The organism is Novosphingobium sp. HR1a (genome assembly GCF_015594425.1).
In the GTDB taxonomy this organism is placed as follows: Bacteria; Pseudomonadota; Alphaproteobacteria; order Sphingomonadales; family Sphingomonadaceae; genus Novosphingobium; species Novosphingobium resinovorum_A.
On record NZ_JABXWS010000068.1, the window covers coordinates 1 to 22,338 of the forward strand.

Sequence of the window (22,338 nt, forward strand, 5' to 3'; positions counted from 1 at the left end):
CCTCAGGCGCCATCAAGCGGTCCTTAAGGCCCGCGATCACCCGCTTCTCGAGCTCGTCGCGGCTGATCGTGCGATTGTTGTCGCAGGTGCCTTTGCTGACATGCGTGGAGCATACGAAACGGTTCGCGCCGCGAAGCGAGTAGGGGCCTCCGCAGCAACCGCAATACACCAGGCCTGACAGCATCGTGCGAGGGCGCCGGGCGCCATTCAGGAGGTTGCGCTGACTGTTCTGCACGCCTTCCGATACGTTCGTGAATTTCTCCGCGATGTCCTCGTGCTTCGCCCGGACCGACTGCCAGAGTTCGTCATCGACGATGCGAAGGTCCGGCACGTCGCGAATGATCCATTCCGATCGCGGGTTGAGGCGGGAGACACGCTTGCCGGTCGAAGGGTCCTTGATATAGCGCAGCCGGTTCCAGATCAGTCGGCCCACATAAAGTTCATTGTTCACGATCCCGGTGCCGCGCTTCACATGCCCACGGATCGTCGTATCGTTCCATGGCTTGCCGCCTGGCCCGGGTACATGCTCTTCATTCAGTTTGCGTGCGATGGTGCGAGGCGGAACGCCCGATGCAAAATCGCGGAAGATGCGGCGTACGATCCCGGCTTCGGCCTGGTTGATCTCGCGGTCGCCGCGAATGAGTTCGCCGCGTGCGTCGAGTTGCTTCACGACATTATAGCCATAGCAAATTCCGCCGCCGGACTTTCCCTCTTCGACCCGGCCGCGCAGACCGCGATGGGTCTTGGCCGCGAGATCCTTGAGGAAGAGGGCGTTCATCGTGCCCTTGAGGCCGACATGAAGTTCACTGATCTCGCCTTCGGCGAGGGTGACGATCGGCACCCCGGCGAACTGGAGGTGCTTGTAGACGGTGGCGATGTCCGCCTGGTCGCGGGAAAGCCGATCCAGCGCTTCTGCCAGAATGACGTCGATGTGACCGCCTTGCGCGTCCTGCAGCAGCGACTGGATGCCGGGGCGCAGGACTATGCTGGAGCCGGAAATCGCAGCGTCCTTGTACGCCGCCACGATCTGCCATCCCTCGCGGTCCGCCCGTTCACGGCAAATGCGGAACTGATCCTCGATCGACGCGTCGCGCTGGTTGTCGGAGGAATATCGGGCATAGAGCGCAACGCGGGTCATTTAGCGGTCCCTTTGTTCTTATTCGCTAAATACAGATTTGGGTAGCATTAGGCCATATCGTTTACATGAAGGTTTCTTGTCCGATATTGCCGTTTGTCATCAAGGACTTGTTGCGTTAACAAGTGGGTATTCAGCTTACGTGACAGGAAGCTTTTCCGAATCGGTCGGTTGGCGGTGGCATCGTATGCGTTGCACGCGAGGCTGACGCTACGTTGCACAGTGACTCCGGCTTGCTACGGGTAAGGAGCACTACGGGAAGGCAGGATCAGCGTGGAGCCGTCAAGCCTGCGCAGCGCTGATCCTCCCCTGCACAACATTTATTGGAAAGGCTGATTGGACCCATCGCTTTGCGATGGCCCCCTCAATCAAATGCCCGACTTCAACACGCAGCTGGTAAGGGTATGTCCCCTGTAAATGACCTATTTGGCCGGTAGGCGACTGTCGTGTTGGGAGTGCGGATACTGAGATAATTGCTGCTGGGGCGCGTCGCTTGCCGACCAACTCTCGCCATTCCTGTGCGCTGCTGAGACCGTCAGCTTACGCCGACAGCCGTCATTCCGAGGTCATTGAGCCCTTCGGTCAAGGCCGCCAACTTAGCGGAAGCTTCGGCGCTGCTTATCAGAATGGTTCAGGGCCTTAGCCCGCTGATAGCGCTCGTGGTGCTTTACATCGTCACCATGGTGCTTACCGAACTGCTCAGCAACGCGACGGTGGCGGTTCTCGTCACACCCATCGCGGTCGCGCTTGCCAACAGCCTGGGCGTCAGTCCCAGGCCTTTTCTAGTGGCGGTGATGATGGCGGCAAGCGCAGCATTCGCCACACCTTTCGGGTATCAGACCAATGTGATCGTCTACCAGATGGCGTGGTATCGCTATATGGACTTCGTGCGGATTGGCTTGCCGCTGAACCTGATTACCGCTGCTCGCGGCCGTAGCGGCAATCACGTTATTTTTCCCCTTCTAATCACTGTGTCCCCAAGTCATATGTTCAATTTTTCAAGCACGCTCGGGCAACCCTTTTCAAGTAGCTCGCGCGTGCGCGCACCGACATGCCTTCTGTGACCAGCTCGCGGGCGAGCCTGCGAAGAAGCTGGCGCAGTTCATTTGGTAACGGCCTACGTCGCTCGCCGATTTGGGCTGTGAGGGCGGGGTAATTCCACCGGGGAGCCTTTTGCGCCTTGGCATGTGCTTGCACGGCTTGACCTTCGAATATTGCCCAGACCACCATCACCAAGGTTGTCGCTATTGCGAATGCTAGGATTATGCCCTGTATGTGATTGCCAAGGATGCTCGTCACGGCAATAAGAGCCATCAGCATGGTCATCAGCATGGTCATCAGCATGGTCATCAGCATCGCGCCGATCCATCGGTGGTGCAATCTCTTGGTGATGGCCACGCTGCCGCAGGCAGCAGCAACCACAAGCAGTAGGCTCGCGAGAATCTCGGCGGCAGCTTCCATACCGGCCTGGATCAATTCCATGGCGACCTCCCTTATTGGGTTCTCGACCTATCGATATCATACCACCCATCGGCAGCGCAGGGCAAGGGCGCCGCACTTTTTAAGGCGGCGAACAGCTTACGCGAGAAACCACAAGGCTGCTCCCAGCACGACCGTTGCCAACGTCAGTGACCATGCCATCAGCTTGATCCGTATCGGGGCCAGGGCCGCAACCTTGTGAGCTTCGAGCCTCCCCATTGCCCGGCATGCCCGACGCTGCGCCGATAAGAATATAAAAACGGCGATCAGCAGGAAGATCGAGGCAATCAGCTTGGCGAGCCATTTCGGCTCCACCATCTGGAATAATGCGTTAAATCCCAGTACGATGCCCACGGCCGCCATGCCCGTTCGCACCCAACCCGCAAAACTTCGTTCGTGGGCAAGGACGGTGCGGTCTTCCGCAAGGTCCGTGCGATCCTGCGCCAGGTCTTCGCGCGAAGGATCCTGCGACGCCCCCATCCTCCTAGCGGCTCACGCCGGCGAGCACAGTCAGCACCTTGTCGCTGCCGGCGATGACGCTAAGGCTTCCATCGGTTTCGAGCACCACCGCGCCAACATCCTCTGTCCGGCCTATGCCCGCCGCGCGAATGGCTGCTTCGATCTCTCCAGTCGTCACACGTTCGTCGCGCATGGCATCACGGCGAATTTTGCCATGTTCAAACAGCAAACGTGGTTCGCTGCGAACCAGCGCACGGAAACGAGCTGAGGTTACCGACAGGCGGGACACGGCCCATTGCAGAAGCGCCAGCACGCCAAAGGCCAGAAGCCCTTCGAGCAACGCGACATCTTTTGACAGCAGTACGGTCGCCAGCGTCGAGCCAAGCGCCACCGTTACTACAAGGTCGAATGCATTGAGTTTGGCGAGCGCACGTTTGCCTGCGCCCCGCAAAATGCAGATCAAGCCTGCAAGGCGAGCACGGCGACTACCAGCACACGCAACAGACCAGCAGGATCGTCAAACAGCATAAGCAGTCAAGTATCCAGCCACGCGCCGGTTCCGGATTCACCTCACACGTTTGTACCTCGGTGAGAAACTGCCTGAGGCAAATTGCCATCGGTGCCGCCGCCGCCGGTGCCTGCATGAATGGGATCATTCGTGGCGATGGGTCGTTGCTATCCTCTACGCGATCATTGATGGGGCATAGAGGCGCGCCATGAACAGCCTGGATGTTTTGACAAAGCAGCTGTGGTCGATGTGGATCGGCCTGGTGGCGCTATTACCAAATATGGTTATCGCGCTGCTGATTATAGCTCTCACCGGGCTGGTGTCGCGAATGCTGCGCCGTTTGACGGCTCGAATCACCCATAATGCTCACATCCGCGAGAGCCTGAAACAGCTTATCGACACCGTAGTTTCGATTGGCACTTGGATTATCGGCCTGATGATCGCAGCGACGATCGTTCTGCCGGGGCTGACCCCTGCCAGTCTGGTTGCGGGTCTTGGCGTGGGCACTATCGCTGTGGGTTTCGCCTTCCAGGACTTCTTCCAGAATTTCCTGGCCGGTATCATCATCATGATCCGCAAGAAAATGCGGATCGGGGATGTTATCGAATGTGAGGGGATCATCGGAAGGGTAGAATACATTTCGCTACGCGAGACCCATGTTCGAAAGCTTTCCAATGAATTGACGATCATGCCCAATTCCACGCTGTTCAAGAACCCGGTCGAGATTTTGACCGACAAGCAGCACCGCCGCCATGAAATCGTCGTCGGCGTCGCCTACGACACTGATCTCGAAATCGCGCGGGAGGTCATCCGCAACGCTGTCGAGGCGCTTGAGATGATCGACCAGTCCAGGCGCGTGGACACCTTCGCCCGCGAATTCAATTCTAGCTCCATCGACTTTCTTGTTCGCTGGGGGGCAGGGTCGAAACCGTCCGACATGCATGCATCGCGCGATGCGGTCGTGCGCGCGATCAAGGCGGCGCTCGACAAGGCCGGAATTGAAATCCCCTTCCCGTATGTCACCAACACTTTCAAGGAACCGTTGCCCCTCGTGCGGCCTGGTGGGCCGTCGGGGCAAGCATGACCCTCGCTTGTCTCTCGGACTCCCGATCGCGCGGATGCAGTCAGGGGCGCAGGCATGCCGCTCGTCGTGCGTCACCGGCTCTCACATCCGGTAGGGGCTGATCAAGGGTGCGGGGATTTGGTTTCGGCGATTTCGGACTTATCCTCGTCGTAGCATCCTTGGTGGCTATGATCACACGACGGATTGGCTTGCCCTACACCGCGGGACTGGTGGCTGCGGGCGCTCTGCTCGCCCTATCCCCGCTGGCCGTCTCCTTGCCGCTCTCTCGTGAGCTAATATTCAACGTCTTTTTACCGCCTCTTATTTTCGAGGCCGCGCTGCAGCTGGAATGGAAGCGCTTTCGCCGCGAGTTGCCCCTAACAGTCGTTCTTGCGTTCGCAGGCGTTGGAATAGCCGCTGGCGTCGTCGCGGCGGGCATGCACTGGCTGGCGGGGTGGAGTTGGCTGGGGGCGGCCTTCTTTGGGGTGCTGATTGCAGCGACCGATCCGGTGTCCGTGATTGCCGCATTCAAGGAATTACACGTCGAGAAACGTCTGGGCATGATCGTCGAGTCCGAGAGTCTGCTGAACGATGGTGTGGCCGCGGTCGGTTTTGCATTGCTTCTTGCGGTGGCCGAAGACCAAAATCTTCAGCCCATGCATGTGGCGGGAACCTTCGCGTGGACGGTCTTCGGCGGCGTTCTCGTGGGTGCTGCGGTTGCCGGTGCCATTCTCTTGCTTGCCGGCCGCACAACCGACCATCTCGTCGAAATTACGCTGACGACGGTGGCGGCGTGGGGATCATTCCTGGCTGCGGAGCACCTGGGTGCCTCGGGGGTGTTCGCTGCTCTCGCCGCCGGTATGCTGGTGGGCAATCTGGGGTTCATGGGATCGATCTCGGATACGGGGCGCCCCCACGTTCTGGGATTCTGGGAATACGCGGCGTTCCTGGTAAATTCATGCCTTTTCATACTGGTCGGTGCGCATGAGGCGCATCAGCCGCTCGCTCTGTTCTCAAGCGCGCTGCTAGCCGCGATCATCCTGACGCTGGTAGGCCGTGCTGGCGCTGTATATTCGATCTGCGCCATCTTCACCTCAACCCAGCTACGGGTTTCTTCCCGGTATCAGCATGTCATTATGTGGAGTGGTTTGCGCGGCGCAGTTGGCCTGGCGCTGGCGCTCGCCGTACCGTCCAACGTGGCTGAGCGCGGGGAAATCGTCGTTGTAACCTTTGGCGTAGTGGCCTTCTCGATTTTCGTGCAGGGTTTGACGATGCCGCCCTTGCTGCGGCGATGGCGCCTCTGTGCAGCGAAACAAGAAGGCGAGGCGCAATGAGGGGGAACCGCGCCGCCGGGGGGCATTTTCCTATCGAAATTCACGGGCGGGAAGGACCTGTATGAAACAGTGGCAATGGGCTCTGCGTCTGCTGACGCGGCGCATGTGGTTCAGGGCTGCACTGTTCTGCTTTTTCGCGCTGGCACTGTCTCTTGCGGGCGCCTTGGCGGGCCACACGATATCGTACGAATTTGCGGCAAGCGTGGGCGCGCAGTCCGTGGACAATATTCTCAACGTGCTCGCCTCGAGCATGCTTGCGGTCACGACGTTCTCGCTGACGGCGATGGTGTCCGCCTATGCCGGCGCCACCAGTAACATCACGCCGCGTGCCGTTCAGCTTCTGGTCGATGACACCACCGCTCAGAACGCGCTCGCGACATTCCTGGGAAGCTTCCTCTTCGCCGTTGCCGGGATCATCGCCCTGTCCACCGGCCTCTACGGCGAGACGGGTCGCGTGATACTGCTTGCTGGTACAATCCTTGTTATCGTGGTGATCGTGATCACGTTCTTGCGGTGGATCCAGCATATCACCCAGTTCGGCCGCGTTGGCGATACGATAGGGCGGGTCGAGCGGGCAGCATCACGCGCGGTGGAAATGATGGCGCTGCGCCCACGTTTCGGCACGAACGAGCAGACAAGCGCTCCGCATGAAGCGATCAGAATCGTACATCCCAAGATCGGCCGGATTACGCATATCGATATTGGGCAACTCGGCGATGTCGCAAGAGACACCGGAGCGGTCATCACACTTTCCGCTCTTCCCGGCGCCTTCGCCGAACCCGGGCGCGTGATCGCCTGGTCGCTGGAACCGCTCGACCAGGACCAGCGGGCGCGCATAGTGGATGCTTTCACGGTATCGCCCAACCGCGCCTTCGATCATGATCCGCGTTTCGGGCTGGTCGTGCTTTCCGAGATCGCCTCGCGGGCGCTGTCGCCGGCAGTCAATGACCCCGGCACCGCTATCGCGGTGATAGAAGCCGGCACTCGCATCCTGGCGGCGATGCTGCGCCACGAGCCGAAGGCAGAATTCGCCGTTCCTGCTGGCGTCTACTTGCCCCCGTTCAATTTCTCCGACCTGATCGAGGATATCTTTCGTCCGATCTCGCGCGATGGGGCCGGCGTAGTCGAAGTCGGCATTCGGTTGCAAAAGGCGCTGGGTTCGCTGGCTTCGGTTGCTGCCGAAGCGCATGAAAATTGCCGCAACGAAGCTGCCGATGCGCTTGAGCGGGCCTGTGAGGGCCTGTCCAGCCAAGCCGATCGCGAGCATCTACTGAAGGTTTATGAGGACGCTTGGGGCGGAATGTCCATTACTGGATGAAATCGCCCGCAAGGTGACTGGATCGGCGACACTCAGCAAGACCATTCTCACTATCGCGGCAGCGCCAAAAGCTTCTAGGCTCTACAATTTGCAAGTGGAACTTGCAGAGCCTTCAGAGCACCGGATGTGATTGCCGTTCGGACGCGAGGTCACATCATCCTTTCGTGCAAGTTGAACAGGGTCACCAGCGTGCCGCCGACCATCAATGCTACAATCAGCGCCGAGAAAAGAATTAGCTGAAGGTCGTCTCGCGACGAGCGCGCCAGGCTGATGTGGAGGAAGCAGCGGAACTGCACCACTATCTGCACCAGTGCCAGAGTCAGAACAAGCGCGAAAACTTTCGGCGCTTCCGCTACCCGCCAATGCACAGCGGCAAAAGCAGCGCCGGTCAGCCCCAGCGCGGCCGCGTAACCGAAAAGATAGGTGCGGAGCTCACGCCGCCGCTCATCGTCGCGCGTGCTCATCGTATCAGCCCCGGCAGGTAGACCGACGAAAAGATCGCGATCCAGACGATATCGAGGAAATGCCAAAAGAGCCCGAGGCGAAGCAGGTTGATCTTCACGCGTGCATCGACGCCGAAGACGCGCAACTGCGCCATCATCACCACCAGCCAAAGGCTTCCTAGCAAGACGTGCAGCCCGTGTAGCGGCACCAGGCCGAAAAAAGCGGAGAGATAGCCGCTACGTGCTGGATAGGCGCCGTGCGCGAACATGTCGGCAAAATCGTGCATTTCAAGGCCGAGGAACATCAGTCCCAATACCAGTGTCACGGCTAGCCAGGCGCCGATCCGCACATTCGACGCGCCATACTTCATCGCCATTGACGCCATGCCATAGGTAAGGCTGCTTGTGAGCAGCAGCATCGTCTCGAGGAGGGTCGGCCCGATTTTATACTCGCTGGCAGGTGTCGGCCCGCCGGCGGTTGCGGGCAGCATGACGCCGTAGGTTGCGAAGAGCAACGCGAAGATGACCGCGTCACTCATGAGGAACATCCAGAAACCGAACAGATCGCCCCCCGCAGCCGCGTGCGTCTCGCGATCAGTATCGCCGAGGTTGAGCCCGGCATGGACGGCGTCACCGGTGCTCACGCACGCACCCTGGCGAGGCCCTGGTTGGCAGGGCTGGTCTCAAGTTCGCGTGGGACCGGGCGTGTCCGCGCGACCTCCCCAAGCCAGGCGTCGTTCGTACGTGCGACCTCGTCCGCCGGGATCACATGCTCGATGTTGCGCGCAAAACTGCGCGCGATGACCGTGGCGACGATGGTGACGACGCCGAGGATGGCTAGCCACCACATGTACCAGACAAGCGCGAAACTCGTGGCGGCGCCGGCGACGCCGAGGAACGGCGCCACTGCGCTGTTCTTCGGCATCGTGATCGCTTGATAATGCGGCGGCCGTGCGTATGGCGCATGTTTGCGCTTGTCGTCGTAGAAGGCGTAGCGCTGTTCGACGTGTGGCAGGTGCGAGAAATTATACTTTGGGGGCGGCGCGGAAATAGACCATTCCAGGCCACGCCCGTCCCACGGGTCGCCCAGCGCGACCCGATTGACGGCGCGGTCGCGGATGCTGACCCAGAGCTGAATGAACAAAGCAACTAGGCCGCAGAACAGGATGACAGCCCCAAGTTCAGCGGTGTAGAGCCACGGGCGATAGGAAAGCTCCGTTACCGCCTGCGTGCGCCGTGCCAAACCCGCCGCGCCGAGCACGTAAAGCGGCATGAAGGCGAGATAGAAACCGACGACCCAGCACCCGCACGCAACACGCCCCCAGCGCTCGTCCAACCGAAATCCGAATGCCTTGGGGAACCAGAAGGTGTACGCCGCGATCAGACCGTAAAGTGTGCCGGGGACCAGCATGTTATGAAAGTGAGCGACAAGAAAAGTCGTGTTATGGACCAGATAGTCGAGCGGCGGAAACGCTAGAATAATGCCGGTGAATCCGCCCAAAACGAAGGTCATCATAAAAGCGAGCGCGTAAAGCATCGGCACGGTGAAGCGCACCTCGCCTCGAAACATCGTCCAGATCCAGTTGTAAATTTTCACGCCGGTCGGCACCCCGATTGCCATAGTGGCGATTCCGAAGGCGGCGTTGATGCTGGGGCTTTGTCCCATAGTGAAGAAATGGTGCAGCCATACCGTGAACGATAGCACCGCGATCGCCATGGTGGCGATCACGAGCGAGACATAGCCGTACAGCTCCTTGGAGGAAAAGGTCGATACGACCTCCGACCAGATCCCGAACGCGGGCAGGATCACAATGTAAACCTCCGGATGGCCGAACATCCAGAAGAGGTTGGCATAGTTCATCATGTTGCCGCCAAGGGCATTGGTGAAGAAGTGGAAGCCGAGATAGCGATCGAGTGCGAGGAGCGCGGTGGCAACGGTCAGCGGCGGCATCGCGAATACCATCAGCATTGCAGTGCACAGGCTCGTCCAGCAGAACATCTGCATTCGCATCAGGCGCATGCCGGGGCAACGCATCTTGTAGATGGTGACGGCAATGTTGATCCCGGCGATGGTCGAGGCGATCGAGCCGAGCGTCACCGCCCAGATCCAGTAATCGGGTCCGACGCCGGGATTGAAGCCGATCTCGGTGTACGGCGGATACCCGCTCCACCCGCCAGTCGAAAAGCGGCCGATCACCAGGCTGACCATCATCAGCGCAGCGCCCGCTCCGGTCAGCCAAAGCCCGATCGCGTTGAGCAGCGGGAAGGCGACGTCGCGCGCGCCGATCTGCAGCGGCACGAGATAGTTCATCACGCCGGTCAGGAACGGCATAGCCATGAAAAATATCATGATCGAACCATGCGTGCTGAACAGTTCGGCGAAATGCTCGGGCGCGACGATCCCGGGCGCCTTGATCGCACTCGCCTGCTGCAACCGCATCAGATTGGCCTCGATCAGCCCGCGCGACAGCATTACAAAAGCGATCACGACGTACATGATGCCGATCTTCTTGTGATCGAGGCTTGTGAGCCATTCGGACCACAGCCACCGCCAGCGCCCCGTCACCGTCAGCAGCACCGCGACCGCGAGCGCGCCGATCACCACCATCGCCCCGGCGCCCGCGCCGATCAGTTGGTTGATCGTCGGCTCCTGCCAGGCCCGGACGAGGGGCAAGTCATGCCATCCGAAGCGGCCCAGCACCGCCGGCCATACGGGTGTGCTCAACGGGGGCTCTCCTGCGTGCTGGTAGCGACGATGGACCGGAACAAACCCGGCGGAACGCCGGAGAATAGCTGCGGCGTGGGCATTACCGACTGCGCCGTGATCCGCTTCAGGGCTGCCCCGTCAAGCGGCCGCCCGCCGGCCCGCACGCCGGCAACCCATCGCTCATAGGCGGCGGCGTCGGCGGCTACCACGTCGAATTTCTGGTCCTGGAACCCGCGGCCGTTGAACTGCGTGTTCTGCCCGCGGAACAAGCCGGGGCGACTGGCGGCGAGGTTCAGGTGTGTCGTCATACCCGCCATGGCGTAAATCTGTCCGGCGAGTTGGGGAATGAGGAGCGATTGCATCACGGTTCCGCTCGTCAGGCTGAGGTGGACCGGCCGACCGACGGGTATGACGAGCCGATTTACAGTCGCGACTTCTTCTTCGGGGTAAATGAACAGCCATTTCCAATCTAAAGCCACGACCTGTACCTCAAGTGGGCGCTGCGTGGCGGCGAGCGGGCGATAGGGGTCAAGCCGGTGGGTGGCGCTCCACAGCAGGAAAGCAAGTCCGATGACGATGCCGATCGGCGGGATCCAGACAAGGATCTCCAGCGGCCAGGAAAAGCCCCAATCGGGACGATAGGCATCATTCTTGTTCGATTGCCGGTAGTGCCAGGCGATCAGCGGCACGAGCAGCAACACCGGTCCAGCAACGAAAACGAGCACGACGGCGACGATGAGGTACAAATGCCACTGCTCTGCCGCGACCGGCCCGGCGTGGTTCGCCACGCCGAGTTGAAGTGCCGCGCAACCGCCGAGCAGCAGAGGCAGGCTGAGCGCCGCTAAGCGTAGGCGATTTCTTGGCATCGGCCCCTACGACCGTCCCGCCGGCCGGCCAACGCTCACCTCCGCTACGATCCGCACCGGAACCCCCTTCGCCGCTGGGGTCTTCGACAATTTATCGTGATACCACAGCGGCACCAGCGGGTTCATCTCCGGGTAGTATGCGCCAAGGCAACCATCCGGAAGGTCGAACGGCGTAACCGTCAGCCCATCCACCTGCCGGTGCACGCCATCGTCGGCGTCGCTGGCGAGGCTGACGATCTGACCCTCGTGAAGGCCGGCCGCCGTGATTTCCTTGGGGCTCATCAACAGCACGTCGCGCGTACCCTCTATTCCGCGCAAGCGATCCGAATAGCCATAAATCGTCGTGTTGAACTGGTCGTTCGAGCGCATCGTGATCAGCCGGTAGCGTCCCGGTTTGTCGGGCACGCCCATCGCGCTCAGCGTCGTTGGCGTGGTGAACTCCGCCTTTCCGCTGTCCGTCTTCCAGATCCGCTCGCGCGCCTGATTTCCTTTGAAAAAGCCGCCGGGCGTAAACATCCGCGCGTTGAAATCCTTGAATTTGTCCGGATAAGTCGCCTCGATCAGGTCGCGGACCTTGCCGTAGTCTGCGACCCATTCGTCCCACTTGATTGTCGGTTTGGGTGGAAGCGCCGCTTTGGCGATGCCCGCCACGATCGCCAGTTCGGACAAAAGATGCTCGCTGGTTGGCTTGCGCTTGCCGACCGATCCGTGGATCATCGATAGGGAATCCTCCATGGTGACGCTCTGCGGGCCGCCCTCCTGCATGTCCTCTTCCGATCGGCCGAGGCAAGGAAGCAGATAGGCGACCTCGCCGTTGATCAGGTGACTGCGGTTGAGCTTGGTCGCGATCTGGACGGTGAGGCGCATGCGCGTCCAGGCCTGCTCCATCTTCTCGCGCTCGGGGATGGCACGAACGAAGTTGCCGCCCAGGCCGATGAAGGCGCGGATGGTACCGTCGACGATGCCCTCGCACGCCTCGACGGTGTTAACACCTTTTTCGGGCGGCGGGTCGAAATCGAAGATCCGCTTGAGATAGTCGTAGGGTACAAGTTCGGGCTTCTCAGAGATGCCGACAGTGCGCTGTCCCTGGACGTTGGAATGGCCGCGCACCGGCGAAATGCCGGCACCCTCGACGCCGATATTGCCGCGCAGCAGCAGCAGGTTGACCAGCATGCCGATCGTCTGGGAACCATGCACGTGCTGCGTCAGCCCCATGCCATAGATGCCTATGACCTTGCCCGCGTCGCAATAAACCTGTCCTGCGGCCTCCATCTCCGCCCGCGACAGCCCGGACTCCGCCTCGATCTCCTCCCACGGCGTCGCTTTCACCTTGGTGACCATGTCGGCGAAACCATGGGTATGCTGGGCGATGAAGTCGACGTCGAGCAGGTGATGTTCCGCCTCGGCCCATTGCCGCTCCTCGACCGTAAGGACGTGCTTGATCATCCCCATAATCGCCGCGATGTCGCCACCTGGCCTGACCTGATAGTAGAGGCACGAGATTTCTGTCGGTTTCTGCGTGATCATCTGGACCGGGTTCTGCGGGTCGATGAACTCGACCAGTCCCTTCTCCCGCACCGGGTTGAACGTCACGATCTTGCACCCGCGCTCGACCGCATCCTTGAGTGTGTGGAGGAAGCGAGGGCTGTTGGTGCCGGTGTTCTGGCCGAAAAAAAAGATGGCGTCGCACAAGGAGAAGTCCTTGAGCTGGCATGTGCCGACGGGCGATCCCGTCACCTTCTTCAGCCCAACCGAGGTCGTCTCGTGGCACATGTTCGAACTATCGGGCAGGTTGTTGTGCCCGTATAGGCGCGCAAATAGCGCATAGAGATATGAGGTCTCCAGGCTGGCGCGACCCGACGCGTAGAAGACGGTTGATTTGGGATCGAGCGCCTTCAGCTCCGCGCCAATCGCGATAAAGGCCTCTTCCCAGCTCACCGGGACATACCTGTCGTTCGCCGGGTCATAGCGCATTGGGTGGGTCAGTCGCCCGGTCTGCTCGAGGTCGTAGTCCTTCCATTCTTTGAGCTCGCTGACAGTGTGGTTCGCGAAAAACGACGGCCCACACGTGCGCGTCGTCAGTTCCCATAGCGTCGCCTTCGCACCATTCTCACAAAATTCAGCCGGATGAGGGTGCTCGGGCTTGGTCCAGGCACATGAGACGCACATGAAGCCGCCGGGCTTGTTCTGACGGCGCAGCGTCTCAAGCGCCATCGGCGTGGCCCACTCCTTACCGAAGATTCGTGCCACGCTTTTGAGCGAACCGAAGCCACCAGAGGGGCCATCGTAATGCACTGTGTCGTCGTCATGCGCCATGGCAAGTCACTCCGCTTGCCCCCCAACTTCGACTTTGCGTGATTGTTTCGCAACTTGCAAACAGAACTACAGAGTATCGCCGGCAGTTGCGTGGTGTGTGATTTATTCCCCTCGGAGCCTCCACCTTGCGAGTGGCCTAGGCCTCACCTAGGGGTCGCGCCAGAGAAGCCAGAGCAAATCACGACACCGGCTGCAACGTATCGATCCCGGTGCTCTTGTCTGTTTCCGGTTCAGGCGGCGCTCTCTTCAAGTCGCGGTACGATGGCAGATCGGGGGCGTTAGCAGGGTGCGGCGTGGCTTCTAGCCTAGCTATCATCCGCTTCATCTGGGCGATCTCGCGAATCTGCGCGTCGATGATACCGTCGGCAAGCTTGCGGACCTCGGGGTCCTTGATGTGAGCCCGTTCGCTGGTCATGATCGCGATCGAATGGTGAGGGATCATTGCCTTCATGTAGGACACGTCGTCGACCGTTTCCTGGCTTCGGACCAGCCAGAGCGCGAATGCGAATATCACTGCGCTGCCGATAAGGATGCCGGTCTTGACGCGCACGTTGGGGTACATACTCCACATGAAGCCCAGCATGATTACGGCCATCGCCGCGCCCATCACGACCGCCATCCAGGTCCGCGTCTGACTGAACTCAACGTGGCTCGTCGCGTATGTGTTGAGATACATCAGGCCGAACATGACGACGGTCGAGGTCGCGATCATTGCGGCAAACCGACCGAAGCCCATTTTCATGCGGCCGTGCTGGTCATCCATCGCCGGTCCTTTCCTATATTTGCAGGGATAACGATAGAACCCCATCGGCGGCAGTGAGTTTCGTTCGGACAGAGAAGATCAGGAACCTACCATGGCTTTCAATCCTCAAACATCCTTGACTAGATCAATTAAGGCTAACCACGGGTCTACGGGAGCGCGAACAGCAAGTCCCGCTGGCGGGATCAAGACGATCTGCTCCTAATGCCAGGCCATGGCAAAATTCGGCGACCGCAGCGCTTGAGGTTAATGCCCAATCGCGGTCGACACCGTTGAGAAAGCGGCCCTTCCGCACCTGGGTATCGGAATTTCTGGTGTGAACGGCGATAATGGTCGTCTACTGCCAGCAGCCGCCGCTGAGTGAGTGTCAGCTATCCCCGCCACCTCGCTCTGAACCGGACAGTCGCCTGCCGGCCAATCATGCATTCCTGGAACGCTGAGCGGGGCTCAGGAATGTCGGGTGTTGAATAGGGACCTGCCATTCCCGGGAAGGCTCGCGAACGTCGGTTTTGTCCGGTGGGTTCAACGGGTGGTGGGAGGTCGCGACCAGATATGGCCGTTTCCCCGTGACGGCGCGAACGTCCAAATTTGACAGGCGCCGCCGACCGAATGTCATGAAGCTGCCGATCCCGTTCCGCCGACGTTGCGGTCATTTGCATCGGCGAACTGGCAATACAAAAGAGGACGCTGCTTGCCGTCACCGCCACGCTACCTACCTACGCTGCTCTATGATCGCGTTTGCCTAGGTTGACGCCGCGCTGGCTGAGATAGCCGGGTCCGGCAATCACGCTGTTCGGCCCGCGCCCTGCGTGATGACCCGTCAGGTGAGGTTAGCATTTGCCGGCCTGAGCACTTTTTAACGTTTCCCGCTCGCTTCGTCGCATTGCAGGAACTAACAGTCGCTGGTATGGCTTAGGGTGGCGATGAGGGGCCAAGGCATGAACAGCGGAATTTTGGTGCTAATCGTCGAAGACGAGCCCTTGATCCTACTTGGGATGCAATCCGCGCTTGAGGACGGCGGTTACGATATTTTAACCGCCGCGAATGGAACCGATGCGCTCGCGCTGCTCGACCTTCACCATGCGGACTTGGCCGGCCTGATCACCGACATTCGGATGGGAGATGGGCCGACCGGCTGGGACGTGGCTCGCCATGCTCGAGGACTGAAATCCGAGATTGCTGTGGTCTATGTCAGTGCGGATCGCGTGGATGATTGGCCTGTCGAGGGGCTGCCCAATAGCGTGGCAATTCAAAAGCCCTTTGCTGAGGCGCAGCTTGTTACCGCCATTTCCACGCTGGTAACCGAGGCGGGCAGCCGCAGCGCCACCTGATCAACCTTTATGCAGAGATTCCCTCTGAGGCGCGATTGCCGCGAACATCCAGCATAACCTGGTTATCGACCTGAAGGCTAGAAAATGCGATAAGCGTGAATCTTACACTTAGGCAGCGATGAGTATCGTGCTCGGGCACTCATTGCGACGGCGTACTACAGAGGCAATCGCATGATGGACGACACTGGGCCACGCATCCTGATCGTCGAGGACGAACCGTTGATCGCCATGGAACTGGAAGACCTGGTACAGCGCCTCGGGTTAGTTCCAGTCGGACCTGCCATGGACCTGCCGACTGCGCTCAAGCTGGTGACGGAGAGCGAGGTCGATGCCTGCATTCTGGACATCAATATAGCGGGGCAGATGGGCCTACCGGTGGCAGACGAATTGCACCGGCTGGGCAAGCCATGGATTTTCACTACTGGTTACGATGCCGACGTTCTGGACGGTCAGTACCCGGAAGTGCCCGTTGTGACCAAACCATTCGAGAGAAGTGATCTTGCGCGTTTGGTCCAGCAGATGGTGCAACACTAGGTCGAGCATCAGAGCGTGTTTTACTTCTAACCAGGATTCCTTTTAGGCCGAGCCGGCGTTGCTTGCCATGTGATACATTTGCTATTTCGGAGTTGGCGGTCAGGAACACGCCTGCCAGACAGGGGCACGTAAAATTCGGACAGCCAGCAGGCCCGGCGAAGCCGACGCGGCAACGCCAGCCGATGGCAATGTGAATGATCGACAACTAACCCTGATCCGGTGGCGAATCCGGCAAATCCGCAAGCCACGCCGAATTTGCGCCGTACGCAGTAGAACGGGACATCGCCCCACGAGCGGCCGGATCTGGTGGTAGCTGTCGTTCAGCAGACCGTGCCGGGACGACGCCTTTGTCCCACGATCCGGCGTTCGCTTCCGGCGGGTGTCGACCAACTTACGCCGCTCCGATGTTGTCATGGAAAGGTCGGCTTACGCTGAAACCTGCCATTCACTCGGTCGGCACTCCCGCGGGCGCGGATTGGATAGACTCGCCAAAAGCTGATTGATCTCGATTAATTGAAAGAGGTCGCTGTCCACGGCGCCCGTGCAGATTGATCATCTCGCACGGGCGCGCGTTCCGCCTGTTCTGATCAGCGCGCGTTGAAGAAGCCGGATAGTCGCTCCATCGCCTCCTTGAGGCGTTCGTCGGTCTGCGAACCGAAGCAGACGCGCAGGTGGCCTTCGCCGGCTGGGCCATAGAAGCTGCCCGCTTCCACCACCACGCCGGTATGCTCCAGGATCGCTTCTGCAAGCTCCTGCGAGGGGCGGCCGGTAGCCCTTACATTTGCGAAGGCATAGATCGTGCCTTCCGGCGAGGTGCAGGTAACGCCGGGCATCTGGTTCAGAGCCTGGACCACGATGTCGCGCTTGGCACGGTCTTCGGCCATCATTTCGGCAACGACTTCATCGGCATGCTCGATCGCGGCAAGGGCGCCGAACTGGATGAAGGTGTTGACGTGGGTGACCATGTTGGCGCTGACCTTGATCATCGCTTCCACGAACCTGGGTTCCGCGACGACGTAGCCGACGCGCCAACCGTCCATCGCGTAGGCCTTCGTGAACGCGAAGGTCGTGATCGTGCGTTCGGCCATGCCCGGCAGCGAAGCGATGCTGATGTGCTTTGCATCGTCGAACAGTACCTGTTCGTAGACTTCGTCGGAGATCACCAGCAGGTCGTGGCGGATCGCCAGCTCGGCAAGGCCCGCCAGTTCTTCGCGGGTGAAGACACGGCCGGTGGGGTTGCACGGGTTGACCATGACGATGGCCTTGGTGCGCTCCGTGATGCACGGCTCGATCAGCGCGGGGTTGAGCGCGAAGTCGTTTTCCGCGTCCATCGGTGCCAGCACCACGGTGCCGCCGCAAAGCTTCACCTTGCCCACGTGCTGCGGATAATGCGGGTCGAGCAGGATCACCTCGTCGCCCGGATCGATCGTGGCCATGAAGGCGACGTAGGATGCATGCGTGAGGCCATTGGTGACGAGCACCTGGTCAGCGGTGACGGGAATGCCGTTATGCTCGGACACGCGCCGGGCGAGCGCCTCACGCAGGGGGGCGATGCCGCGAAAATCAGTGTAGTGGACTTCGCCTGCCTGAAGCGCGTCGATCGTCGCGTCCTTGATCAACTGGGGCGTGTCGTGGATCGGCATGCCCAGTTCGAGATGGATGAGGTCGCGGCCCTGAATGGCCGCAGCGCGGGCGAACATGCCGTAGCTCTTGGCGCCCGAGGCGGTGATGCGATTGGCGAGGGAAACCATCTATATCGACTCCGTGAAAGAAATTCAGGCGGCAAGCCGGCCCTTGATCGCGGCAAGACCGAGCGCGAAATTGGGCAGGCGACGGGCAAGCGGATAGCCGCTGATCGGGCGAGGCTCAGCGGTAGGCAGCGAGAGCGGCGTGTCGGCCGCTTCGACCCAGGCCGCGATGTCGCGTCCGATCGGCCCTGCCAGAGCCACGCCGCGGCCGTTGCAGGCCTGCACCGCCAGCGTCGTCTCGTCCACGCGGACGTAGCGCGGCTGCAGGTCGGCGTTGAGCCAGGCCGTGCCGGTCCAGGCATATTCCAGCGTCATTGCGCGCCAACCGGGAATGCGGCGGGCAAGGCGGGCATTGACGGCCCGGTCCAGTGATGCCGGGTTGCGACCCCAAGGCATCGTCGCTGCCGTGACAAGGCGACCTTGTGCATCGTAGCGGATCGTGAAGATATCGGGCCCGCGATCGGTCATGGCGTGACCTTCGGGAAGAATCCGGCGGCGCAGATCGTCGGGCAGCGGGACTGTGGCCACTTCGCGCACGGCCAGCGGCAGCACGGTGCGCGCCAGCTGCGGGGCGAGCATCATGTTCCCCCCATTCGCGGCAAGGACGACGCGGTCGGCTACGACGGTGCCGCGATCCGTACGCAGCAATCGCTGCGCGCCAGAGGTCTCGATGGAAAGCACGCGCGTGGCGGTGAAAATCCGGGCACCCAACTCGGCAGCTCGGCGGCCGAATTCGCGGGCCAGGGCAAGCGGGTTCACGGCGCCGCCGCTGCGGTCCAGCAGCGCGCCGGAATAGCCAATGCAGCCCGTCAGGCGTTCCGTGGCAGTGGTATCCAATAGTTCAACGTCGTCGCGCCAGCCCTGCCAGTTGCGGACGACCTGTTCGCAGGCGGGCCGCTGCTTCGCGGTGAAGGGAACGATGAAGCCGGTGTCGCGCGCATCGCAGGCCAGGGCGTGACGGCGTACGAGATCGAACGTGTAGGTTCCCGCTCCCGCCACCATGCGTACGAAACGCTCACCGACGCCGTCGGCAAATTCGTCGCGGAGCGATGCCGGATTGCCGCGCACGAGCTGTGGGGCGATCAGGCCGCCGCTGGCCAGGCTGGCGCAGTTGCGGCCGTTCTCCTGGCCCGCGTCAAGGACGATGACGTCTACGCCTGCCTCGGCCAGATGCAGCGCCGTCGACATCCCGACAAGGCCGCCGCCAACGATGGCGACGCGACTGCGGGCCGCTCCGGCGAGCGAGTTCTCAGCAGGAAAGGGGGCAGCCGTGGTCGACCAGAGCGAGAGCCCCGGCTGCTTGATCTGAGTGGTCATGGTCAGGCCCGCGAGAATTCCAGCTCGCATGCCCCGCCGCGGCGGATGGCTGCACAGCCGGTACGATAGGCTGCCATGTCCTCGGCCACCACGCGGCCGGATACGGAGCCCATGATCCAGCCCATGGGCATCAGCAGCCTGGCCCCTTCACCGTAGAACAGGCCGACATCGAAGAAGTCCGCAGGCGGTTGTCCTGCCCAGGTGCCCTTGGGCGCATAGACGGTCACGATCTCTCCGGCGGCGGGAAAGCTGGTCGCGTTTTCGAGCGGGATAGCGTCAAAGGTGGCCGCATCGGGAAAACGATCGCCCAGGATCGGGCAGGAGATTTCCGGGCCGGTCCACATGGCATGCTGCGCAAAATGCGTACCTTCGGCGCCTGCGAGCGACCAAAGTGCCTCCGCACCGCGGGGGGCAAGGGCGTCGAGCAGCTCGACGCGGACGTCGAGGCCGGAGCGTTGCTCGGCGATCCTGATGATACGTGTCACTTGTGCAGCTTCCTTGTGTTTGAAAATGTCGGACGTTCGGTGCCGATGCCTCTTTCCGGCCCCTGATTGGGGTCACGGCGCTCTCGCGCCGGGGCCGGAAAGGAGGAGAGGTTGGCATCCGCACCGAACGTCCTTCGCAGTCCGTCAGGTCAGAACGTGGCCGTCAGCTTGCCGTAGACGAAGCCGCCGTTGATCCCGAACTGCGGGTTGTTGTAGTCGTAGACGGTGACACCATAGAGATTGCTGTCGCTCGGCGTCCGGCTGGGGTGGCTGTTGAAGACATTGTCGGCGCCCACGGTCAGCTTCAGCTTCTCGGTCAGCTTGTAGCTGGCGTTGATGCTGGTGATGTAGCGCGTCTTCTGCTTGAACGGATTGAACACCGAACCGGACCAGGCATTCGGGCCCGTCACGAAATACATGTAGTCCTGCAGAGGACCATAACGCACTTCCTGCGCATACAGCTCGAACGGGCCGCGCTTCCAGCGTGCGCTGAAGGTGACCTTGTCGGCGGGCTGCGAATGTTCGAGCCAACCGCGCTGCATCGTGTTGAGCAGGGTCTGGCCATTGGCGTCGTTCTGGACGTTGGTGACCTTGTTGCGGTTGATCTCGCCGGCGAGGCTCCAGTCGATCGTGCTGGAATCGCCGATGTACTGTGTCCAGTTCACGGTGAAGTCGACGCCGCGGGTGCGGGTGTCTGCAACGTTCGCGAAGTATGTCGCCGACACGGCCGAGGGATCGACTGTGTCGGGGATCTGGTAGCCACCGACTGCAAGAGCCTCAAGCGCCTGCTCACCCTGGTAAGTGCCGCCGGCCGCGATACGGTTCTTGATCTTGATCTGATAGGCGTCGAACGTTATCGAGAGGTTCGGGGCGGGTGTGATCACCAGGCCCAGGTTCACGTTCTTCGACTTCTCGGGCTTGAGCGACTTGGCGCCGAGCAGGCGCGCGGCTTCGGATTCCACCGCGAGCTGGCCCGAGGCCGCCGAAGGCGAGACGCCGAGGTTCGAGAAGTACTGCTGGGCCAGCGTCGGCACGCGGAACGCGGTGTTGTAGGTGCCGCGCAGCGCGAGCGCCGGGCTGATCTCGTAACGGGTCGAGATCTTGTACGACCCGTTGGTGCCGACGTCGGAGTAATGCTCCACGCGGCCCGCCAGATCGACTTCCCAAGCATCCGTGAGGTGTGCGTCCACTTCGCCATAGCCGGCCCAGACATCACGGTCGTGCGAACCCGCGCTCGTCGGCGGCAGGCCGGGCGAGGCCGAGGCACCGCTGCCGTAGTACGAGTTCGGATCGCCTGCGCCCAGCGTGTAGTACGAGCGGCGGAATTCACCACCCAGCGCCAGGCTGACCGGCTGGGCAAGGCCCACGTCGAACTGGCGCGTAAGGTCGAGGTTATTGGTCCACTCGGCGGAGACATAGGTGCCAAGATAGAAGGACGTGGGGGTCGAACCGGTCTCCGCGTAGATCGAAGCGTTGCCCGAGTCCGTCATGCTCGCGGCGATATGATCGCGGCCGTACGTCGAGCTGAGATCCCAGTGGAACCCGGCGAGGCCATCGCCGCGAATACCGCCGGTGATGCTGTAGTCGTTCTCGTCGATCTTGCTGTTGGGCGAGTACCCCACGCCACCCAGCGTGCGATAGAAGCCGAACGACTTGGCAATACGGTGCGCATAAGTGCCGAATGAGTAGATCTCGGCGGTGCCCAGCGGCACGGCCGCATCGTAGCCGAACGACTGACGCGAGATCTGCGGCGCGCCGAACGCCTTGTCGACATGGGCATTGCCGAAGCGGTTATCCGGGCCGGAACGGTTGGTATAGTCGTTGTAATGGAGGTCGGCGCTGAGGTTGAGGTGGCCGCCGTTCAGCAGGGGCATGCCCGCATTGGCGCTGCCGCCCGCGGTGAAGCCATCGCCGTGCTGGTAGATGCCGCTCATGGCTTCGACGCTGCCGCCGCTCGTGTCATCCTTGAGGATGATGTTGATCACACCGGCGATGGCGTCCGAGCCGTACTGGGCGGAGGCGCCGTCACGCAGCAGTTCGATGTGGTCGATCGCCGACATCGGGATAAGGTCGAGGTCGGCCGGCGCGGAACCCTGGATCGGACCCGGCGAGGCATAAAGATAGCCGCTGTTGTGCCGGCGCTTGCCGTTGACGAGGACCAGCGTCTGGTCGGGGCTGAGGCCGTGGATGCGGATCGAGGAGACGAGCGCGCCGAGGTCCTGGCCGAACTGCTGCTGGCTGATGGCCGGCGAAATCTGCGTCAGCGAGGAAGCGAGCCCGTTGTTGCCGGAGCTTTCCAGCGCAGCGGGTGTGAAGACGTCGATCGGGCTGACGCTCTCGGTTGCCTTGCGGGCGGTGGAGCGGCTGCCTGTGACGATAATGGCATCGCCCGGCGCGGCGTCGGTGCCGGCGGCCTGTGCGGTATCCTGAGCCCACGCGGAAACGGTGGGAACCAGGCTGGTGCAGCATAGCAACGCAGTTGCCAGCAGCGCAGTCTTGCGGCTCATCTCGAAACTCCTTTGACTGTTATTGCCC

19 protein-coding genes and 1 pseudogene are annotated in these 22,338 nt (G+C 61.3%); 6 read left to right on the forward strand and 14 right to left on the reverse strand.

The genetic code is table 11. The features are described from left to right. Positions 1–1,138: recombinase family protein (locus tag HWN72_RS19090; protein ID WP_211150980.1), on the reverse strand; the 1,138-nt coding region annotated here is incomplete at its 3' end. 596 nt (positions 1,139–1,734) lie between these two features. Here HWN72_RS19090 and HWN72_RS19095 point away from each other — a divergent pair. After that, positions 1,735–2,101, forward strand: a pseudogene (locus tag HWN72_RS19095) (SLC13 family permease); the annotation flags it as partial. A 24-nt stretch (positions 2,102–2,125) separates the two neighbouring features. Here HWN72_RS19095 and HWN72_RS19100 read toward each other — a convergent pair. The 3 genes from HWN72_RS19100 to HWN72_RS31840 all read right to left on the reverse strand — a co-directional run bounded on the left by HWN72_RS19100 (position 2,126) and on the right by HWN72_RS31840 (position 3,464). Continuing rightward, positions 2,126–2,617, reverse strand: a complete 492-nt coding sequence (locus HWN72_RS19100; protein ID WP_211150981.1) for a hypothetical protein — start codon at positions 2,615–2,617, stop codon at positions 2,126–2,128. Between the two features lie 96 nt (positions 2,618–2,713). Then, a complete protein-coding gene (locus HWN72_RS19105) occupies positions 2,714–3,094 on the reverse strand; it encodes a DUF202 domain-containing protein (RefSeq protein ID WP_211150982.1) in 381 nt (126 codons plus the stop codon). A gap of 4 nt (positions 3,095–3,098) precedes the next feature. Further along, on the reverse strand, positions 3,099–3,464 hold the full coding sequence (locus tag HWN72_RS31840; protein WP_309141575.1) for a YetF domain-containing protein: 366 nt from the start codon (positions 3,462–3,464) through the stop codon (positions 3,099–3,101). Positions 3,465–3,789: 325 nt separating this feature from the next. Between HWN72_RS31840 and HWN72_RS19115 the strand changes: the two genes are divergently transcribed. The 3 genes from HWN72_RS19115 to HWN72_RS19125 all read left to right on the forward strand — a co-directional run bounded on the left by HWN72_RS19115 (position 3,790) and on the right by HWN72_RS19125 (position 7,296). Beyond that, complete coding sequence (locus HWN72_RS19115) at positions 3,790–4,665, forward strand: mechanosensitive ion channel family protein (RefSeq protein ID WP_211150983.1); 876 nt, start codon at positions 3,790–3,792, stop codon at positions 4,663–4,665. 107 nt (positions 4,666–4,772) lie between these two features. Next, positions 4,773–5,978 (forward strand): cation:proton antiporter, encoded by a 1,206-nt coding sequence (locus HWN72_RS19120; protein ID WP_309141576.1) that lies wholly within the window; start codon positions 4,773–4,775, stop codon positions 5,976–5,978. 61 nt (positions 5,979–6,039) lie between these two features. Continuing rightward, positions 6,040–7,296, forward strand: coding sequence for a DUF2254 domain-containing protein (locus HWN72_RS19125; RefSeq protein WP_248006132.1), 1,257 nt, complete (start codon positions 6,040–6,042; stop codon positions 7,294–7,296). Positions 7,297–7,445: 149 nt separating this feature from the next. Here the strand turns inward: HWN72_RS19125 and HWN72_RS19130 are convergent, their stop codons facing one another. The 6 genes from HWN72_RS19130 to HWN72_RS19155 form a co-directional block, all read right to left on the reverse strand. Next, positions 7,446–7,760 carry a cytochrome o ubiquinol/quinol oxidase subunit IV gene (locus HWN72_RS19130; protein WP_211150985.1) on the reverse strand — a complete coding sequence of 105 codons (315 nt, stop codon included), beginning with the start codon at positions 7,758–7,760 and terminating at the stop codon, positions 7,446–7,448. Next, positions 7,757–8,383, reverse strand: a complete 627-nt coding sequence (locus HWN72_RS19135; RefSeq protein WP_289357225.1) for a cytochrome c oxidase subunit 3 — start codon at positions 8,381–8,383, stop codon at positions 7,757–7,759. The genes HWN72_RS19130 and HWN72_RS19135 overlap by 4 nt, the downstream gene beginning before the upstream one ends. Further along, positions 8,380–10,347, reverse strand: coding sequence for a cbb3-type cytochrome c oxidase subunit I (locus tag HWN72_RS19140; protein ID WP_248006133.1), 1,968 nt, complete (start codon positions 10,345–10,347; stop codon positions 8,380–8,382). Before HWN72_RS19140 ends, HWN72_RS19135 begins: the two co-directional genes overlap by 4 nt. A gap of 113 nt (positions 10,348–10,460) precedes the next feature. Beyond that, positions 10,461–11,234, reverse strand: coding sequence for a cytochrome ubiquinol oxidase subunit II (locus HWN72_RS19145; protein WP_289357227.1), 774 nt, complete (start codon positions 11,232–11,234; stop codon positions 10,461–10,463). Between the two features lie 84 nt (positions 11,235–11,318). Continuing rightward, complete coding sequence (locus HWN72_RS19150; RefSeq protein ID WP_211150988.1) at positions 11,319–13,628, reverse strand: FdhF/YdeP family oxidoreductase; 2,310 nt, start codon at positions 13,626–13,628, stop codon at positions 11,319–11,321. A gap of 178 nt (positions 13,629–13,806) precedes the next feature. Further along, entirely contained in the window at positions 13,807–14,391 is a 585-nt protein-coding gene (locus HWN72_RS19155) for a DUF305 domain-containing protein (RefSeq protein WP_211150989.1), read from the reverse strand. A gap of 935 nt (positions 14,392–15,326) precedes the next feature. Here HWN72_RS19155 and HWN72_RS19160 point away from each other — a divergent pair. After that, positions 15,327–15,719: a response regulator gene (locus HWN72_RS19160; RefSeq protein ID WP_211150990.1), complete on the forward strand. Its 393-nt coding sequence runs from the start codon at positions 15,327–15,329 to the stop codon at positions 15,717–15,719. A gap of 171 nt (positions 15,720–15,890) precedes the next feature. Beyond that, on the forward strand, positions 15,891–16,253 hold the full coding sequence (locus HWN72_RS19165; protein WP_211150991.1) for a response regulator: 363 nt from the start codon (positions 15,891–15,893) through the stop codon (positions 16,251–16,253). Positions 16,254–16,840: 587 nt separating this feature from the next. Here the strand turns inward: HWN72_RS19165 and HWN72_RS19170 are convergent. The 4 genes from HWN72_RS19170 to HWN72_RS19185 form a co-directional block, all read right to left on the reverse strand. Then, positions 16,841–18,004 (reverse strand): pyridoxal phosphate-dependent aminotransferase, encoded by a 1,164-nt coding sequence (locus HWN72_RS19170; RefSeq protein ID WP_248006134.1) that lies wholly within the window; start codon positions 18,002–18,004, stop codon positions 16,841–16,843. 24 nt (positions 18,005–18,028) lie between these two features. Next, positions 18,029–19,318 carry an FAD-binding oxidoreductase gene (locus HWN72_RS19175; RefSeq protein ID WP_211150992.1) on the reverse strand — a complete coding sequence of 430 codons (1,290 nt, stop codon included), beginning with the start codon at positions 19,316–19,318 and terminating at the stop codon, positions 18,029–18,031. A 2-nt stretch (positions 19,319–19,320) separates the two neighbouring features. Continuing rightward, positions 19,321–19,803: a DUF3830 family protein gene (locus HWN72_RS19180; protein ID WP_211150993.1), complete on the reverse strand. Its 483-nt coding sequence runs from the start codon at positions 19,801–19,803 to the stop codon at positions 19,321–19,323. Positions 19,804–19,952: 149 nt separating this feature from the next. After that, complete coding sequence (locus HWN72_RS19185; RefSeq protein WP_211150994.1) at positions 19,953–22,310, reverse strand: TonB-dependent siderophore receptor; 2,358 nt, start codon at positions 22,308–22,310, stop codon at positions 19,953–19,955. Positions 22,311–22,338: the final 28 nt, after the last annotated feature.

What these genes read in the sequence shown, in the direction of transcription:
- HWN72_RS19100 (WP_211150981.1), bottom strand. Translation starts at nt 2,617, where the DNA reads ATGGAATTGATCCAGGCCGGTATGGAAGCTGCCGCCGAGATTCTCGCG.
- HWN72_RS19105 (WP_211150982.1), bottom strand. Translation starts at nt 3,094, where the DNA reads ATGGGGGCGTCGCAGGATCCTTCGCGCGAAGACCTGGCGCAGGATCGC.
- HWN72_RS19115 (WP_211150983.1), top strand. Translation starts at nt 3,790, where the DNA reads ATGAACAGCCTGGATGTTTTGACAAAGCAGCTGTGGTCGATGTGGATC.
- HWN72_RS19125 (WP_248006132.1), top strand. Translation starts at nt 6,040, where the DNA reads ATGAAACAGTGGCAATGGGCTCTGCGTCTGCTGACGCGGCGCATGTGG.
- HWN72_RS19130 (WP_211150985.1), bottom strand. Translation starts at nt 7,760, where the DNA reads ATGAGCACGCGCGACGATGAGCGGCGGCGTGAGCTCCGCACCTATCTT.
- HWN72_RS19140 (WP_248006133.1), bottom strand. Translation starts at nt 10,347, where the DNA reads ATGGTGGTGATCGGCGCGCTCGCGGTCGCGGTGCTGCTGACGGTGACG.
- HWN72_RS19150 (WP_211150988.1), bottom strand. Translation starts at nt 13,628, where the DNA reads ATGGCGCATGACGACGACACAGTGCATTACGATGGCCCCTCTGGTGGC.
- HWN72_RS19155 (WP_211150989.1), bottom strand. Translation starts at nt 14,391, where the DNA reads ATGGATGACCAGCACGGCCGCATGAAAATGGGCTTCGGTCGGTTTGCC.
- HWN72_RS19160 (WP_211150990.1), top strand. Translation starts at nt 15,327, where the DNA reads ATGAACAGCGGAATTTTGGTGCTAATCGTCGAAGACGAGCCCTTGATC.
- HWN72_RS19165 (WP_211150991.1), top strand. Translation starts at nt 15,891, where the DNA reads ATGATGGACGACACTGGGCCACGCATCCTGATCGTCGAGGACGAACCG.
- HWN72_RS19170 (WP_248006134.1), bottom strand. Translation starts at nt 18,004, where the DNA reads ATGGTTTCCCTCGCCAATCGCATCACCGCCTCGGGCGCCAAGAGCTAC.
- HWN72_RS19175 (WP_211150992.1), bottom strand. Translation starts at nt 19,318, where the DNA reads ATGACCACTCAGATCAAGCAGCCGGGGCTCTCGCTCTGGTCGACCACG.
- HWN72_RS19185 (WP_211150994.1), bottom strand. Translation starts at nt 22,310, where the DNA reads ATGAGCCGCAAGACTGCGCTGCTGGCAACTGCGTTGCTATGCTGCACC.